Source organism: Candidatus Igneacidithiobacillus taiwanensis (genome assembly GCF_031962545.1).
Classification (GTDB): Bacteria; Pseudomonadota; Gammaproteobacteria; order Acidithiobacillales; family Acidithiobacillaceae; genus Igneacidithiobacillus; species Igneacidithiobacillus taiwanensis.
The window spans coordinates 1-16,138 of sequence record NZ_JAVRKK010000003.1 but is presented as its reverse complement, the minus strand read 5'-3'; the positions used below and the strand labels follow the sequence as shown (position 1 = coordinate 16,138).

14 protein-coding genes and 1 pseudogene are annotated in these 16,138 nt (G+C 58.7%); 4 read left to right on the top strand and 11 right to left on the bottom strand.

The genetic code is table 11. The features are described 5' to 3' along the window. Positions 1-35: 35 nt before the first annotated feature. The 4 genes and pseudogenes from ppsA to RTI30_RS00930 all read left to right on the top strand — a co-directional run bounded on the left by ppsA (position 36) and on the right by RTI30_RS00930 (position 5,382). On the top strand, positions 36-2,450 hold the full coding sequence (gene ppsA / locus RTI30_RS00945; protein ID WP_312260780.1) for a phosphoenolpyruvate synthase: 2,415 nt from the start codon (positions 36-38) through the stop codon (positions 2,448-2,450). A gap of 434 nt (positions 2,451-2,884) precedes the next feature. Further along, a pseudogene (locus tag RTI30_RS00940) lies at positions 2,885-3,577 on the top strand (IS5 family transposase); the annotation flags it as partial. Between the two features lie 232 nt (positions 3,578-3,809). Then, entirely contained in the window at positions 3,810-4,556 is a 747-nt protein-coding gene (locus RTI30_RS00935) for a 2OG-Fe(II) oxygenase (RefSeq protein ID WP_312260781.1), read from the top strand. 427 nt (positions 4,557-4,983) lie between these two features. Next, positions 4,984-5,382, top strand: a complete 399-nt coding sequence (locus RTI30_RS00930; protein ID WP_312260782.1) for an acyloxyacyl hydrolase — start codon at positions 4,984-4,986, stop codon at positions 5,380-5,382. A 304-nt stretch (positions 5,383-5,686) separates the two neighbouring features. Here the strand turns inward: RTI30_RS00930 and RTI30_RS00925 are convergent, their stop codons facing one another. The 11 genes from RTI30_RS00925 to RTI30_RS00875 form a co-directional block, all read right to left on the bottom strand. Then, a complete protein-coding gene (locus RTI30_RS00925; RefSeq protein WP_312260783.1) occupies positions 5,687-6,478 on the bottom strand; it encodes an ABC transporter substrate-binding protein in 792 nt (263 codons plus the stop codon). 43 nt (positions 6,479-6,521) lie between these two features. Continuing rightward, positions 6,522-6,845, bottom strand: a complete 324-nt coding sequence (locus RTI30_RS00920; RefSeq protein WP_312260784.1) for a hypothetical protein — start codon at positions 6,843-6,845, stop codon at positions 6,522-6,524. Positions 6,846-6,854: 9 nt separating this feature from the next. Continuing rightward, positions 6,855-7,964: an ABC transporter permease gene (locus tag RTI30_RS00915; RefSeq protein ID WP_312260785.1), complete on the bottom strand. Its 1,110-nt coding sequence runs from the start codon at positions 7,962-7,964 to the stop codon at positions 6,855-6,857. Beyond that, complete coding sequence (locus tag RTI30_RS00910; protein WP_312260786.1) at positions 7,964-9,079, bottom strand: ABC transporter permease; 1,116 nt, start codon at positions 9,077-9,079, stop codon at positions 7,964-7,966. The genes RTI30_RS00915 and RTI30_RS00910 overlap by 1 nt, the downstream gene beginning before the upstream one ends. Continuing rightward, on the bottom strand, positions 9,076-10,818 hold the full coding sequence (locus RTI30_RS00905) for an ATP-binding cassette domain-containing protein (protein WP_312260787.1): 1,743 nt from the start codon (positions 10,816-10,818) through the stop codon (positions 9,076-9,078). The genes RTI30_RS00910 and RTI30_RS00905 overlap by 4 nt, the downstream gene beginning before the upstream one ends. Continuing rightward, positions 10,808-11,842 carry an efflux RND transporter periplasmic adaptor subunit gene (locus RTI30_RS00900; RefSeq protein ID WP_312260788.1) on the bottom strand — a complete coding sequence of 345 codons (1,035 nt, stop codon included), beginning with the start codon at positions 11,840-11,842 and terminating at the stop codon, positions 10,808-10,810. Before RTI30_RS00900 ends, RTI30_RS00905 begins: the two co-directional genes overlap by 11 nt. 26 nt (positions 11,843-11,868) lie before the next feature. Continuing rightward, the gene (locus RTI30_RS00895) at positions 11,869-13,185 is read right to left on the bottom strand and encodes a TolC family outer membrane protein (protein WP_312260789.1); all 1,317 of its coding nucleotides are present in this window, start codon (positions 13,183-13,185) and stop codon (positions 11,869-11,871) included. Between the two features lie 103 nt (positions 13,186-13,288). Next, positions 13,289-13,888 (bottom strand): hypothetical protein, encoded by a 600-nt coding sequence (locus RTI30_RS00890; protein ID WP_312260790.1) that lies wholly within the window; start codon positions 13,886-13,888, stop codon positions 13,289-13,291. A gap of 87 nt (positions 13,889-13,975) precedes the next feature. Then, a complete protein-coding gene (locus RTI30_RS00885) occupies positions 13,976-14,350 on the bottom strand; it encodes a carboxymuconolactone decarboxylase family protein (protein ID WP_312260791.1) in 375 nt (124 codons plus the stop codon). A gap of 27 nt (positions 14,351-14,377) precedes the next feature. Then, positions 14,378-15,346, bottom strand: a complete 969-nt coding sequence (locus RTI30_RS00880; RefSeq protein ID WP_312260792.1) for a hypothetical protein — start codon at positions 15,344-15,346, stop codon at positions 14,378-14,380. Positions 15,347-15,468: 122 nt separating this feature from the next. After that, positions 15,469-16,056, bottom strand: a complete 588-nt coding sequence (locus RTI30_RS00875; RefSeq protein ID WP_312260793.1) for a sigma-70 family RNA polymerase sigma factor — start codon at positions 16,054-16,056, stop codon at positions 15,469-15,471. Positions 16,057-16,138 lie beyond the last annotated feature (82 nt).

Here is a 16,138-nt window from a genome sequence, read left to right as displayed (position 1 = left end):
GCATTGGCAGGAACACGCAGACTTGAGGGAAGACGATGGACACGAATCGCTACATCCGATTTTTCGATCAACTTGGTATCCAGGACGTTCCGCTGGTCGGTGGCAAAAATGCCTCGCTGGGCGAGATGTTCCGCAAACTCTCGGCACAGGGGGTGCGCGTGCCCAACGGTTTTGCCATCACCGCCGATGCATATCGCACCATGCTCGACACCGCCGGAGCCTGGGACGCGCTGCACGAAGCACTCGACGGGCTTAACCCCAACGACATGCAAGACCTGGCCCACCGCGGTAAGCGCGCACGCGAAATCGTGTACGGCGCCGGTCTGCCAAAAGACCTGGCCGCCGAGATCATTGCCGCCTACCGCAAGCTGCAGGAACAATACGGCGAAGACGTGAGCCTGGCGGTGCGCAGCTCGGCCACTGCGGAAGACCTGCCGACAGCGAGCTTTGCCGGCCAACAGGACACGTATCTGAACATTCGCGGCGACGAAAGCCTGCTCGACGCCTGCCGCCGCGACTTTGCCAGCCTGTTCACCGACCGCGCCATTCACTACCGCGTCGATCAAGGTTTCGACCACTTCAAGGTGGCGCTTTCGATCGGGGTGATGAAGATGGTGCGCTCCGATCTTGCCGCCTCTGGGGTGATGTTTTCTCTCGATACCGAATCGGGCTTTCGCGACGTGGTATTCATCACCGGCGCGTATGGGCTGGGCGAAAACGTCGTGCAGGGTGCGGTCGATCCCGACGAGTTTTATGTGCACAAGCCGACTTTCAACGCGGGGCACCGTGCCGTGCTGCGCCGCAGCTTGGGCGACAAGGCGGTCAAAATGATCTTTGTCGAAGGCGAGACACGGCAGACCACACGCAACATCCCCACGCCCAAGGCCGACCGCGAACGTTTCTGCCTCAGTGACACCGATGTGCTGGAACTGGCCGACGCAGCGATCAAGATCGAGCAGCACTACGGCCATCCGATGGACATGGAATGGGCCAAGGACGGCATCGACGGCAAAATCTATATCGTGCAGGCGCGGCCGGAGACTGTGGCCTCGCAGCGCCGCGCCAGTGTGATCGAAAGCTACGTCCTCGATGGCCAGGGCGAACTGCTCACCAAGGGCCGCTCAGTGGGCGAAAAAATCGCCAGCGGCCAGGCACGGGTGATTGCCGACGTTGCCCATCTGCGCGACTTCAAGCCGGGTGAAGTGCTCGTTGCCGACACCACCACACCCGACTGGGAACCGGTGATGAAAACCGCGGCGGCCATTGTCACCAATCGTGGCGGGCGCACCTGCCACGCGGCCATCATCGCCCGCGAGCTGGGCATTCCGGCAGTCGTCGGCGCGGGCAACGCAACCAGCTCTGTGCCCAGCGGCGAGACGGTCACCATCTCCTGCGCCGAAGGCGATGCGGGAAAGGCCTATCGCGGCGCGGTGCCGTTTCACGTCGACAAGATCGAGGTTGGCGACATTGCGCGGCCAGCCACCGGCATCATGATCAACATCGGCAATCCCGAAATCGCCTTCAAGACCTCGTTCCTGCCCAACGACGGCGTGGGACTGGCGCGGATGGAGTTCGTCATCAACGAAACCATCAAGGCACACCCGCTGGCCCTGTTGCACCCGGAAAAGGTCAAGGACCCCGCCGCACGCGCAGCAATCGACCGCCTGCTGCGCAGCTACACGGACGGGGCGAGATTTTTCGTGCAGCGGCTCGCCGAGGGCATCGGCACGATCGCCGCGGCGTTCTGGCCCAAGCCGGTGGTCGTGCGAATGTCCGATTTCAAGTCCAATGAATACGCCAGCTTGATCGGCGGCGCCGACTTCGAGCCGGACGAATCCAATCCCATGATCGGCTTTCGCGGCGCCTCGCGCTATGCCCACCCAGCGTATGCCGAGGGTTTTCGACTGGAGTGCCTGGCGATGAAGCGGGTACGCGAGGACATGGGGCTCAGCAATGTGGTTCTCATGTTGCCCTTCGTGCGCCGGGTACAGGAGGCCGATGCGGTGCTGGCCAAGATGGCCGAATTCGGCCTCAAGCGCGGTGAAAACGGGCTGCAGGTCTACGCCATGTGCGAAATTCCGAACAACGTCATCCTCATCGACCAGTTCGCCAAGCGCTTCGACGGCTTTTCCATCGGCTCCAACGACCTCACCCAGCTCACCTTGGGCGTGGACCGCGACAGCGAAATCGTCGCCTTCGACTACGACGAGCGCGACGACGGCGTCAAGGAGATGATCCGTCTGGCGGTCGAGGGCTGCCGGCGCAATGGCATCCACTCGGGGCTCTGCGGTCAGGCGCCGTCGGACTATCCGGAAATGGCCGAATTCCTGGTTGAGATCGGCATCGACACCATGAGCCTCAACCCGGACACGGTCATCGCCACGACCCAGCACGTCCTCGCGGTCGAGGCGCATTTGGGGCGGAAAAAGGGAGTAAAAGTGCATGACTGATAGCTCGTAGCACGACTTACCACAAGTTTTTGTCTAGGACGTGAGGTGGTTCTCTTGGTTTGGACAGGCTGAAGGAATGATTAAGAAGCTGCTGAAAAAGTCGGTGGTATAATGGGCAAACCGGTGCAGCGGAGGTTGTAAAGATGCGTGGAGCCAAGGTAGAGACCCCAGGGCTTACGCATGAAAACCCGGTGGTGGTGAAAGGCGTTTCTGCTATGGTTTCTGGGAGCCCTGTAGCCCGGGGATCGGTCCCCTATCGTTGCAAAATTTGAAGGAGTCTGCCGGGATCTACGATTCTTGCGCGCAAGATCGCCTGCGATCTGGTGCAGCGTGACAAAACATCCATGGCCAGCATCAAAGGACGCCGCAAAATGGCCGCCCGGGATGACCTTTGCATGGAACAAGTACTCACCGGGAGTTTTCATGCGTAAGCCCTGGTAGAGACCCAAGGGTTATTCAGCTACGTTTCCCGGGAACAACGGGTGCCGCAAGACCATCCGCTGCGCGCGATACGAGCGATTGTGGATCGTTCCCTGGCAGAGATGGACAGCCACTTCAGCACGATGTACTCCACCTTCGGTCGACCTTCGATTCCGCCGGAATTTTTGCTGCGTGCCCTACTGCTGCAGGTGTTTTACAGCATCCGATCGGAGCGGCAGTTGATCGAGCAGCTCCATTACAACCTGCTGTTCCGTTGGTTCGTTGGGCTCGGCATGGATGAAGGGGTCTGGGTGCCAACGGTCTTCACCAAGAATCGGGATCGGCTGCTGGATCACGGGACAGTGCAGGAATTCTTCCGCTCCGTGCTGGAACAGGCCCATAGTCAGGAATTGCTTTCCGAAGAGCATTTCTCTGTCGATGGTACCCTGCTGGAAGCTTGGGCTTCGCAGAAGTCCTTCCAGCCGAAAGATCCTGAGGACCGAGAGGGCGATGGTTCCGATTTCCGTGGCCAGACCCGCAGTAATGAAACCCACGCCTCCATAACTGATCCCGATGCCCGGCTCTACAAAAAGGCGCCCGGCGAAGCTTCTCGTTTGGCCTATCTTGGGCATGTGCTCATGGACAATCGCCACGGACTCATTGTCGGAGAACAGGTCACCACCGCCGACGGTACGGCGGAAAGGAAGCGCTGGAGCTGGTGGATGCGGCCGTCTGTCTCATGATGGAGCCCAGCCACCATGCTCAGCGGCGGATCAATCTGGCGGAACTGCATGCGCTGCAAGCGGGTTTGTCTTCGGAGCAGATCGCGGTGGCAAAGCAAGAGGGGATAGCGTGCAGGTGGCAGCGGATTGAACTAAAATAGCCAAACACAATGGCTGACTCGACTTCGCCGTAAAAAATCCTCCTGGAGAGCCTTTGATGGAAATTATAGACACATCGGTAATGAACGGACTGCGCACCCAAGCCCAAAAATTTCAGCACACCCAGCCTTATCCATGGATCTGCATCACGGATTTTCTTGATCGGGAGAAGTTCGATCAACTCTGCAAGGATCTCCCCGGCCCCGCGTTTTTCGAGTCCCAGGTAGGCTATAAAAGGGCGCACGGACAAAAAAGTCATGATCGCCTCGCGCTACAGTATCGTCCGGCACTGGAAAAGATGTTGGCAGCTAGCTGGAAAAAGTTTATCCATGAATTGCAGAGCGAGGCCTATAAATCCTTTTGGCGGGATATGCTGGGCTTGAGCTCCAGGACGCCCGTCATTCTCACCATGCACTGGCATTACGCCCCGCCTGGCGCTTCCGTTTCGCCGCATACCGACGCCCGACGCAAAATCGGTTCTCATATCTTCTATTTCAATACTCCGGAGGACTGGGATGAGTCTTGGGGTGGGCAGACCCTGGTACTAGACGATGGCGGAAAATGGCCACGTCACTCGGCTCCGGACTATGCAGACCTGCGCGAGGCGGGCGCCTCGCAGGTACTGGGTAATCGAAGCTTTCTTTTCGCTCAGACAGATCACTCCTGGCATGCCGTCAAGGCCGTTCAGTGCCCACCGGGCCATTTACGTAAAGTGTTCATCGTGGTCGCCAATCGTCTCACTCCCCAAGTGATCTGGCGGCGCATTCGGGGTAAAGACGCCGACGGCTATCGGCTGGTCGGATAAATCGATAAGAACGACCCCCACAAGCGCAGCATGAATTTCGCCTGACACGTTTACTGCGCAAAGGAATGTTGAGAAGGGTCGATACCGATAATTGCCTATCAATAACTCCGTCCGTTAAGCGTGGAGACAGTCTGACTTGCTTTACTTCGAGGATCAGCCGAAGGGCACCAATCCGCAGGAGCTGGCGCAAAGATATATGTTGGTGATGCGTAGCATAGCATCGATAGATATCGCGTAATGAAGTGAGTATACTGAGCACTATGAAGATAGTGCTGAGTTTTCAATGATGCTAAGGTTCATTCGTTTCTCCTTCTATTTGGTATTAATAATTTTCATCTCTATTGGGACGTTCAGTCCTGTCGCGAAGGCGCTGTCTTTTATGCCCAGTGGTTCGTCTTACTTTAGCACTGGAGTTGGCATATTCAACATGGTCGGTGCTGTCAATGACGACGGTTACAATCACACCCCAGCGGAGCTAAATTTCGAGTACCAGTCGGGAACACGCCTCTACGGTACTGGCTATATGCTGGGATTGTTGGCGAATGCCGACGGCGGCGTGGATGGTTACGGAGGGCTCTACATCAATATCATGCTTTCACCGCAGTGGATACTCACCCCAGAAGCCGGGGTCAGTGGCTACCGCCGGGGGCAAAGCAAGAATATGGGAAGCATCTTTCTCTTCCGATTAGAATTAGGCATGGCCTACCAAGTGGCCGGCGGTCAGCGCCTCGGGCTGAAGATCGCGCATTTGTCCAACGGCGATCTCTACTCCCGTAATCCTGGCGAAAATGAGATTCTGGTCACTTATTCTTTGCCGTTGCGGTAAAAAGCTGAAAGTGTAGGCGCGTGCAGTGCCGCATAGTAGCCGTCGAGTCAGTGGGAGACAGTCTATGTATGCAGCAGCGCCCCAGTGAGGGCGGGATGGTACGCCGGTGATCAGGATGTCCTGGGCCCATTCATCCGGGGCCCGTTTCGCCAAAATTCTGATACTTTTTTATCAATGAGCTGCGCTGTTATCCCTGTAGAAATATGAGGTTATTCGATGCACCAATCTAATCTCCAGCGCAAGACCTATCGCGCATGAACGCGCAAAAAAGTACCTAAGCACGCCGATTCTCCTTTGGTTTAAATCATTTCGAGAGTGTCCAGGAATCCTCTTTTTTTCGTAATAATTCCAGAAAACGGGATATCCCTTCTTGCGCAATGATTTTTCCGTAGGAGTCGCGATAAGTCAGGTTCATGCATATACCGTCGATGAAGATATCATAAATTTTCCAGTCCTGGCCTTCTTTTATGAAGCCATAACTGACGGGAATGTTTGCGCGCCCATCGGTCTGTAGTATTTTGGTTTCGACCTCTGCAATGGGTGGATTATGAGAAACTTCAGTGCTGCCCAAAATTTGTACGGATTGCCCAGAATATTTGCTAAACGCTGTCATGTAAACTTGAATTAACTGTCTGCGGTACAGATTAATAAAATCGTCCTGCTGAGCTGGCGTCATTTGTGCCCAGTACTGCGCCATAACCATTCTTGACATGAGCGTAAAATCAACATATGGAACTATTATCTTTTCTATATTTTCTTGCTCAGAAATGGATAGTTGACGCCCCTGGTTTGCTTGCAAGATGTGCATGACCTGGTTGGTGATGTTTTGCATAATGACTTGCGGAGTTGTTGATTCATCGGCGAAAGCGACCATGGCCGACGCTAACAGAAAAAGAGCGCTAATGATAGCCATGGCCTTTCTTGTTTTGCGTAGCAATGAAATGCTGATTCTGGTCATCGTATTTGCCTCCTGGCACGGGAATGATGGGAATATGATGGCGTTTCTGCCAACATTGCGTGCTGGCAGATAAATTTTCTGATACTTCTTTTGTGATGGCAATAAAAACAACCAGATTGCAGAGTGTTTTGTTTTCATGCGGTGTCTCTCTCCGGTCGCAAAAAAGCTATCTTTGTGGGAATCAATTTTCGCCCTTGGCGTTTGGCCCGAAGCCCAGACGCTCGCGTTTGCGCAGGATACGTTCGACGATCCAGCCGCCCAAGAGATAGGCCAAGGCGCGGGTGAGGGGTAGAAACCAGGTGGGCGGCGGGGCTTCGTTGGCGCGCAGATCGTGCAATAGGGCTGGATCAAGGGCGCCGGAGATGCCTGCCCCGAGTAGGATGGCTGTTAGCAGGACCACTACCCAGGCACCGCAATAGTTGCGTAGGACGCTATAACTCAGGCGATAGACAACGGCACCCAGGAGCAAACTGATAACGGTCTCGATGATCCAAATCCGCAACACACGTGCCCCCTATTGCATGCGATGACGGAAGAGCCAGGCAGCGGCGCTCATGCTCAGGACCGCGATGCTGGCCAAGGGCCAATACTGGCTCCACAGATCCCGTAGCCCGTCTCCGTCCAGGAAAACCCCGCGTACGATCACCAAAAAGTAGCGCATGGGATTGGCATAAGTGAGGTCCTGGACCAGTTCCGGCATGTTGGCAATGGGGGTGGCAAAGCCAGAGAGAATGATGGCTGGCACCAAAAAGAGAAAAGCGCCGAGCAGGCCCTGCTGCTGAGTCATGGACAAGGACGAGATCATCAAGCCGATGCCGACGGCGGCAAAGAGAAAGAGCAGCATCCCCAGGGCAAGGGCAAAGACGCTCCCGATGAAGGGCACGCCAAACCAGAACACCGCCACCAAAGAAATGAAGGTGCCCTCCACGGCGCCCACGAGAATGCCCGGCAGTGCCTTGCCCGCCAAGATCTCCAGGGGCGTCATGGGAGTAACGAGTAGCTGATCGAAGGTCCCTTGCTCCCGTTCCCGGGCTACCGAGAGCCCCGTCACCAGCAGGGTCACCACCAAGGTAAGCAGGGCGACGATACCGGGGACGATAAACCAGCGCGACAGTAGATTGGGGTTGAACCAGGCGCGGGTGACCAACTGTGCCGGCGGACTGCCCCAGTGGTGATCCCGTGCCCAGCGCTCGTCAAAAGAGAGGAGGATGCTGTTGACATAATTGAGGGCGATGGTGGCCGTGTTGGAATTGCGGCCGTCGATGATCACCTGTACCGGCGCCGGCCGATGTTGCAACAGATCCTCGGTGAAATCGGGGCCGATCTGCAGCACGAGCAGGGCCTTTTCGCGATCGATGAGGGGAGCGATCTGCCCGTCGCGGGTGATGGTCGCTACCTGCTGAAAGGCGCGCGAACCCTGAAAATAGCCAAGTAGTTCGCGAGAGGCAAAGCCGCTGTCCTGGTTATAAACGGCGTAGGGAATGTGATCGAGATCGAAGGTGGCGGCGTAGCCAAAGACCAAGAGCTGAATGATGGGCGGCCCAATGAGAACAAACCGACTTTTCTTGTCCCGCAAAATGGCGAGAAATTCCTTGATCACCAAGGCCCAGATGCGCGCCAGCATCAGTCCAGCCTCTTGTGCGAGCGGCGCAGGGTCACGCCCAGAAAAAAGATGGCCATCAGCAACAGGGCGACGCTATTCCAGAGGATGATGGGCCAGACATCACCGGCGAGGAAAAGGGTCTGAAGAATGCTCACGAAATAGCGGGCAGCGACGATGTGGGTAATCACCTGGATCGCCGCGGGCATGGACGGGATGTAGAAGATGAAGCCCGAAAGAATGAAGGCCGGCAGGAAGGTAACGATGATGGCAATCTGCCCAGCCACGAACTGATTGCGCGCCACGCTGGAGATGAGTAGCCCCATGCCCAAGGCGACCAGCAAGAAGAGGGTCGAGGCGAGCAGCAGGATGGCAAAACTGCCGCGCAGGGGCACGGCAAAGAGCCAAACCGCCAAACCCACCGATAGCAGCATACCGCCCATACCCATAGCGTAGTAAGGAACCAGCTTGCCGAGCAGAATCTCGGCCATTTGTGCCGGGGTTGCCATGAGTGCCTCCATGGTCCCCCGTTCCCACTCCCGGGCCACCACCAAGGCGGTGAGGAGGGCGCCAATCAGAGTCATGATGACCGCAATCAGTCCCGGCACGAGATAGTCTCGACTGCGCAGGGCGGGGTTGAACCAGATCCGATCCTTGCCGTCCACCGGGATGATCAAGGGCTGGCCAGCCGCCAGCGCGCGTTGTTGTAACCAATTCTGCCAGGACCCTTGCAGGTAGCCTTCAGCGATACGGGCATTGTTGGCATCCACGCCGTTGACAAAGACCCCGATGGAGGCGGTATTCCCCTGCAGAATTTGGCGGCTGAAATTGGAACGCAGCCAGACGATACCATCCACCCGTCGTTCCATGAGGGCGGCCTGCGCCTGTTGCATGCTGGGGAACAGTTTCGGCGCAAAATAGAAGGACTGCTGCAGGCCGCCAACAAAGGCGCTGGTTTCTGCCGTTGGCTGGTCCACCACCACCGCCAGGGGAATGTGGCGGGCATCGAGGGACACCCCATAACCGAAGAGAAAGAGCAGGAACACCGGTAGAAAAAAGGCGATGGCGATGGCCGAGGGATCGCGCAGGATCTGCAGGAACTCTTTGCGGATGAGTCCGCGCAGGCGCCGGGAGTTCACGAGGCTCTCCGAATCTGGCTCTCATGGGCTTCAATGAGCTGGATGAAGGCATCTTCCATGCTCGGATCGGGACGCTCCGCGCTCTTGGCCTGCGCCCGTAGCTCGGCGGGGCTGCCCTGCGCGAGGATTTCCCCCAAGGACATCAGGACCAGTCGATCGCAGTATTCCGCCTCGTCCATGAAGTGCGTGGTGATCAGCACCGTCACTCCCTGTGCCGCCAGCGCATTGATGCGTTGCCAGAACTCCCGGCGCGCCAAGGGGTCTACCCCCGAGGTGGGCTCGTCCAAAAACAGGATGGGTGGCTCGTGGAGGAGGGCGCAGGCCAGGGCCAGGCGCTGTTTGATGCCGAGGGGCAGGTCGTCGGCATTGACGGCGCCGTAGGGGGCAAGCTGAAACTCCTCGCGGGCATGGGCGAGGGCCGTGCCCCGTTGTTTGCCGCGCAGGCCATAGGCGGCAGCGAAAAAATGGAGATTCTGGTCGACGCTGAGGTTGCCATAGAGGGCGAATTTTTGCGCCACATAACCGATACGGGCGCGAGCAGCGCTGCTCGCCCGGCGCATGTCGACTCCGGCCACGCGTAGGGTACCGGCAGAGGGTGGCAACAGACCGCAGAGCATGCGAAAGGTGGTGGTTTTGCCGGCGCCGTTGGCCCCCAAAAGACCAAAGATTTCACCACGGCGCACCCTAAAAGTGCTGCTTTTGACCGCTTCAAAGTGCCCAAAGAACTTGCGTAAGCCTTCCACTTCCACCACTGCCTCAGCAGCCTTACCATCGGTGATGGTCGTAGTTGCCGGAGCCGTGTTGACCGTCGCCGTTGTTCCCGAGCCCAAGAGTTCTACAAAGGCGTCCTCAAAGGCTGGTGATACGGGCTCCCACTGCTCGTCGGCGGCAGGTGTCACCGGCTCCGGACCGGTAAGCACGCGGATGCCGTCGGCAACGATCCGCGCATCCCGCAGCCCCGGGCGCCCTTGAAGCGACTCACGCAGGGCGCGGCGCCGCATTTCGGGGTGGCGAACCAAAAAGCAACGCCCGCGCAGAGGATCGGTGAAGCTCTGCGGGTTCCCCTGCTGGAGCAACTTGCCCTCGTGGAGCAGGACAATGGCATTGCAACGCTCCGCCTCATCAAAATACGCGGTGCTCATCAAAACCGTCGTTCCGGTATCGCGCAGGCCTTGGACGATCTCCCAGAGCTCGCGGCGGGCGATGGGATCCACCCCCACAGTGGGCTCGTCGAGAAGCAAGAGCTGAGGTGCACGCAGCAAAGCGCAGGCCAAGCCCAGCTTCTGTTTCATGCCGCCAGAGAGGGCTCCGGCGCGACGCTTGCCAAAGGGCCCCAGGGCAGTGAGTTTCAGGAGCTCCTCTTGGCGGCTGCGTGCCTGCTCCGGCGCAAGCCCCTGCAAGTCGCTGTAGAGATCGAGATTCTCCTGCACCGTGAGGTCTTCATAGAGGCCGAAGCGCTGGGGCATATACCCGATCTTCTCCTGCAGGTCCGTCGTGCCGGTGCTGAGCTCCTGGCCGAAGAGGAATACCTTGCCTTCGCTGGGGCGCAGGAGGCCCGCAGCGAGGCGGATGAGGGTGGTCTTGCCGGCCCCGTCTGGTCCCAGCAGACCCGTCACCTGCCCGGAAGCGAGTTCCAGGTCCAGGCCATCGAGGGCAAGGACCGCATCCTTACCGCGCTGGAAGCGCTTGCACACCCCCGCAAAGCGCAGGGGGCTGGTAGTGGGCGTCTCAGTGGCCACAGGGGTGCTCGGCGAGGGCCTGGGGTTGGTTGTTCTGCAGGGGGATCTGCACCGTTACCGGCATACCCAGGCGCAACGCATGTTGCGGATTGCAGGCATAGACCCGCACTCGGTAGACGAGCTCCGTGCGCAGATCCGTGGTCTGCACGGTCTTCGGGGTAAACTCCGCGGTTGGCGAGATGAAGCCCACCCATCCCGCAAACTGTTTACCGGGAAAGGAGTCGCTCTCGATCTGCGCGCGCATGCCGAGCCGCACCTTGCCCAAGGCCGTCTCCGGCAGATAGGCGCGCACCCAGACCGGATTGTCGAGGGCCAGGGTAAAGGCCGGGGTGGCTGGCGAAACCATATCGCCGGGCTCAACAATGCGGTCCTGGACTACGCCATCTTCCGGCGCGTAGAGCTTGGTGTCCTGTAACTCCCGCTTGGCTAGGGCCAGGGCGGCGCGATCGGCCTGTAACTGCGCGCGGGCGGCGGCAATGTCTTCCTTACGCGGCCCTTTGATGGCGAGAATAAGGGCCTGTTGGCTATGGTCGAGATCGGCGCGCGCCGTCTTCAGGGCGGCAGCGGCATTGTCGGCGCTCTGCTTGGGAACGTACTGTTTGGCGGCCAGGGTTTTTTGCCGTTGCCAGGTAATCTCGGCATTCTGCAGTGTGGCTTGGGCGGCCGCCACCTGGGCCCGGGCGGCAGCGATTTCTTCCGGTCGAGAGCCCGCCAAGAGGCGTGCCACAACCTGCTCCTGGGCCGCTACCGTCGCTTGGTCTCGATCGACGGCATCCTGAAAGCGCGTCGGATCCAACTCCGCCAGCAACTGTCCCTGCTTGATGTGGTCACCCTCTTGCACCAGCAGTTTCTGCACGCGCCCGTTATCGTTGAAAGCCGCTTGCACCTGGCGGATATCGATATTGCCATAGATGGTCAAGGTATGGGGATTGGTGACCGGACGGTGGGTCAACCAGTAGGCCACACCGGCGCCAATGATCAAGAGCAGAAGCAGCAGGAGGAGGCGTTTCTTTTTGCTGGCCATGACAAGCTTCCTTTCTGGTGGTGTCTTCAATGCGTTTGCAGCAGACCGTTCACGGCCTGGAGGTCCTGCAGATCCAGCTGCCCGGCAGCCGCCTTGAGCTGGACTCGGGCCAAGACCTGATGATAGAGGGCGACATTGTAGTCTTGCTCGGCGCGGATGTAGTCCGTGGCCGTCTGCAAGAGATCGATGATGGAACGGGTACCCACCTCATAGCCCTTGCGCGTACCGGTCAGGGAGACTTTAGCCGACTCTACGGTCGCCTTTGCCGCCTGGAGCTGGGACACGCTGTCTTGCAGGTTCAGAAAGGCGGTCTGGGTGTCGAGCCGCACCTGGTCGCGAACGCTGCCCAGGTGGTCCACTTGCGCCACGCTCAGGGCCTGGGCCTTTTGGACGCCGCTGGAAATGCTCCCTCCCTCGTACAAGGGCATGGAGAGGTTCAGGCTCACCCCGGCCTGGTTCTCGTTGAAACCCGGAAAGGGAGTGCCGTGGATATGCTGGGCAACGCCCTGCAGGTCCAGTTTGGGCCAGCGCGCTCGCCTCTGGTACTGGACCTCCTCCTGAGCGGTGCGCAGTTGCGCTTGGGCTTCATGGATGAGGGGTTGGTCCTGCAGGGCCGCTTGTACCCATGCTCCCATGTTGTCTGGATGGGGGCCTTCCGGGGTAAAACTGCGCAGGTCCGCCAGTTGCCCCACGGGAGCGTGGGTAAGGCGCTCCAGACCGCGCTGGGCCACTGCCACTGTATTCTGGGCGCGGATCAGGTCGGACTGGGCCGCATCCAGACGGGCTTGGGCTTCGCGCACGGCAATGATGTCGCCGGTGCCGACCTTGAGAGTGGCTTCGGTTTGTTGGTAGATGCTCTCCAGCAACTGCCGCTGCTTCTCGGCTACCCGCTCCTGGGCCTGGGCCTCGAGCACCTGGAAGTACGCCGTGGCTACCCGCAGAGCCAGTTGCTGCTCGCTGTACAGCAGCGCCGCCGTTTGCGCCTGAATGCGACTGCCGGCCTCACGCAGGGCGACGTAGCTCTGCCCGTTGAAGACGGACTGGGTCAGGGTGACACTGTAACTGTCCGAGTAATACGCTTTGTTCAAATTGAGCCCGGCAAAACCGGAAAAGTGTCCGGTGTTGAAACCTACGCTGGCCCCGACGCCCAAATGCGGCAGAAACGCCGCCCTTGCTGCGGGCCGGTCCTGGAAAGTTGCCTGAAGCTGCGCCCGTGCTTCGGCCAGGGCCGGGTCGCTGCGGTAGGCCTGCTCATAGGCCGAAAGCAGGTCGTCGGCCTGTGCGGCACTGGCGCTGAAGACAAGAAACGCGGCAAGGAATACGGCGCGCGGTCGTATATGCATGGTGGTCCCCAGTGGCATAAGGCTCTTTTTGTTCGTCACATTGGATGTAAACGTCCGAAGTATAGCAGCAGATTGGGCGTGTGCGGCACGAAGTGTAGTCATCTCACTTTCCCGTTCGATCCTGGTGGGCGTAAATCAAGACGGCAAAAAACACCCCTCCCTGCACAAAGCCCAGTAGGGCCTCGATCCCCGCCGACAACATGGCATTGAGGGTGCGCGGTATCCAGTCACCGTTGCCCAAGGTGGTAAAAAATTCAGTTGATATGTACAACGAGAGCAGCAGGTCGTGACCGTTCAGGTGCAGGGCCTGTTGCGCGGCATTTGGCCCACTGTACTGAAACAGATGAAAGACCCCATACAGGTCATAGAGCAGCGCAAAGTACAGTAGCGTTACCACCGTGACTTCGAGATATAAGAAAACGATCTGCAATAGATCCAGATGTAGGGAGCGGCGCGCCCGCGAGACGTAGAACAACATGAGGTCCAGCAGCAAGAAGCGCACCGCCACAATGAAGATCAAGAGTCCAAACAGCAGATCCTCACGTCGTGCCAAAAAACCTTGGGGGTCATCTGCCTTCCACAAGGCAAGCGGCAGGAGGGGGAGCAGTACCAGAGGAATGGCAAAGGGCAATATGGGGATGAGTCGCATGCGTGCCGCGGCCGCTAGCCGGGCTTTTTCTCCCAAAGGTCCCAAACGGCTCACCAGTTCTCACCCCTTACTCTGTACACTATGCCTCAGTTCACGCGGCGTCGAGAGCGGCGGAAAACGCCCGCACTTTCTGGAAGGCCCTCAGTCGCTAGCTCCCAACACGGCGAAGACCGGCTCGGCATCGCCAATGACTTTGGTGGCCATGGCATAGCGCGCAATGCGCACGGTTTCCACCACCTTGGCAGCCGGTATTCTCTGCTGCGCAACTTTGTCGGCCATGGCCTGGATGCAGGCATGACTTGACCCAGCCAAGGCCGCCGCGAGGTAAATCAGCGTGCGCGTTTCATCGTCCAGCGCTCCCTCAGCGGGCATGGCGAAGGCGCGAGAACGCATGTGTTCGTGAATCAGATCGGCATCGGCCGCCACCGACTTTTCGATGGCACTGGGCGCACGGCCCATGGCTTGTCGCATACCGGCAAGGATCTGCTCGGGGCTGGGACGGGAGGTATCGGACATATGGGTATTCTCCTTCAGATAGACTGCTTACGTGCGATTTTCCAAAAACAGGGTGTGGTAGAAGGGCTCCACCGGACCCGAAACCACGTAGGGTGCCACTGCCATAAAGGCGTGTTGGAAGCGTGGGTCGAGATGGGAATTTTCATGATCCCAAACTGATTCCCATACCCCGTGCATCAGGTAGTTGCGCAACGACCCATAGGGCTCAGTATTGACCAGAATCTCGGTGCTCACCGCCTTGCGATAATCGCGATTGTCGCGGCTACCAGCTTGGCCCGCGCCATTAGGATCATCCTTGGGCTCAAAGGTGTTTTGGGCTACTTTCAGGAGCGGTCCGACCTTAGCCTCCAGCTCGGTATGCAGTGTGTCGGGAACTATCACGTGATTGATGACGGTGACGAGTTTCTGCTGTGGCGTATCGTCCTGCTGCGTAAGGAACTGGGTAATCGAGGTTGGCGCATCGTAAATCGCATGACGATCACCAGCGATGAGCGTTGCATAGACCCCCGTCAGCGGCGTGAATTCCAGAGACTCTGACGCGCCGGGAGGCGTGAATTGGACATGCGGGGCGAGACGATTTTGCACCCAAGCATCCAGGTCGGCACGGGGCATTGCGGCGGCATTGGCAAAGCGCAGGAGTAACACATTGGCATAGGGTAAACGCCCTTCCGCTGCCGATTTGGCGCTGGCCTCGGCCAAGATGCCCTTAAAGACTGGCGGGTAGTTCTTGACCATGGTGGACTCTCCCTGCATCTGCTTGAGGGTAGCACCCAGAAAGCCTGTCCGTCCTTGCAACTCTTTGCTCAGTACGGTTACGGCTTGTAGTACAGCCTGCTGTTGCGGCGGTGTTACGCGAAACTCCACCACATAGCTCTGGGGAAAGGCGGCGTAACCCGTATCCACGGCTTCCGCCGTGGTGCCGTGGCCCAACATCGGAGATAGCAAGGCGACAGCTCCGACGCTGGCACTCGTCAACAAAAAGCCTCTTCTATTCATCGTCTACTCCTCCCAATTCTGTTGCTAAGTCTAAGACGTATGAGGCGTACAAAAGATGCATACAACGAGGGTGGCTCTGCTGAGATTTTCGGAGGGGGCGGGCCTAACCCTGTCTGGGCCAGTCAGGGAACTGGGGGAACGCGGCAACAAACCTGGCCGGTATTGGGATCAAAACGCACTCCGCAATGCCTTAGCAAGGCTTCCCGTAGGCGTTGGCGAGCGCGTTGGATTCGGGATTTGACAGCGGGCAGGGTCAAGCCCTCCTGCGTCGCGAATTCGGCTTGGGGAATGCCTTCCAGATCGCAACGCAGCAGGATGTTGCGGTCCTTCTCCGACAACTGGGCGAGAGCCGTGGGCAGGCAGCGCGCGAGTTCTTCCATAGGGGCGGCTTCTATCGAATCATCCGGCACTTCCTCGGAGAGCTCGTTGTACGGTCGCAAGCGTCGCTGGTAATCGATGGCGAGGTTGCGCGCCACCCGAAAGAGCCAGGCGCGGGCATTGTCCACCTGGCAGAAGGCCCCGCCCTGACGGAGCAAACGGAGGAACAGATCGTGGAGCAGATCGTCGCAGTCTCCGGGATCGGCCATGCCCTGCAATTGCCGGCGCAGGAAACGCCGAAGCTCCGCTTCGGCCGCTTCCCAGGCGCGCAGAGCGCAAGGAATAAGGTGGGGCGCAGCGCCGTCTTCCGCTATTACCGATTCCTCGAGCACGTGCGTACCTCCTCACCGTTCGATGAGCTTGCTAGCTAGTCCGCAGAGTATACCGCCAACCGCGTCCCGAAAAGTTCTAACC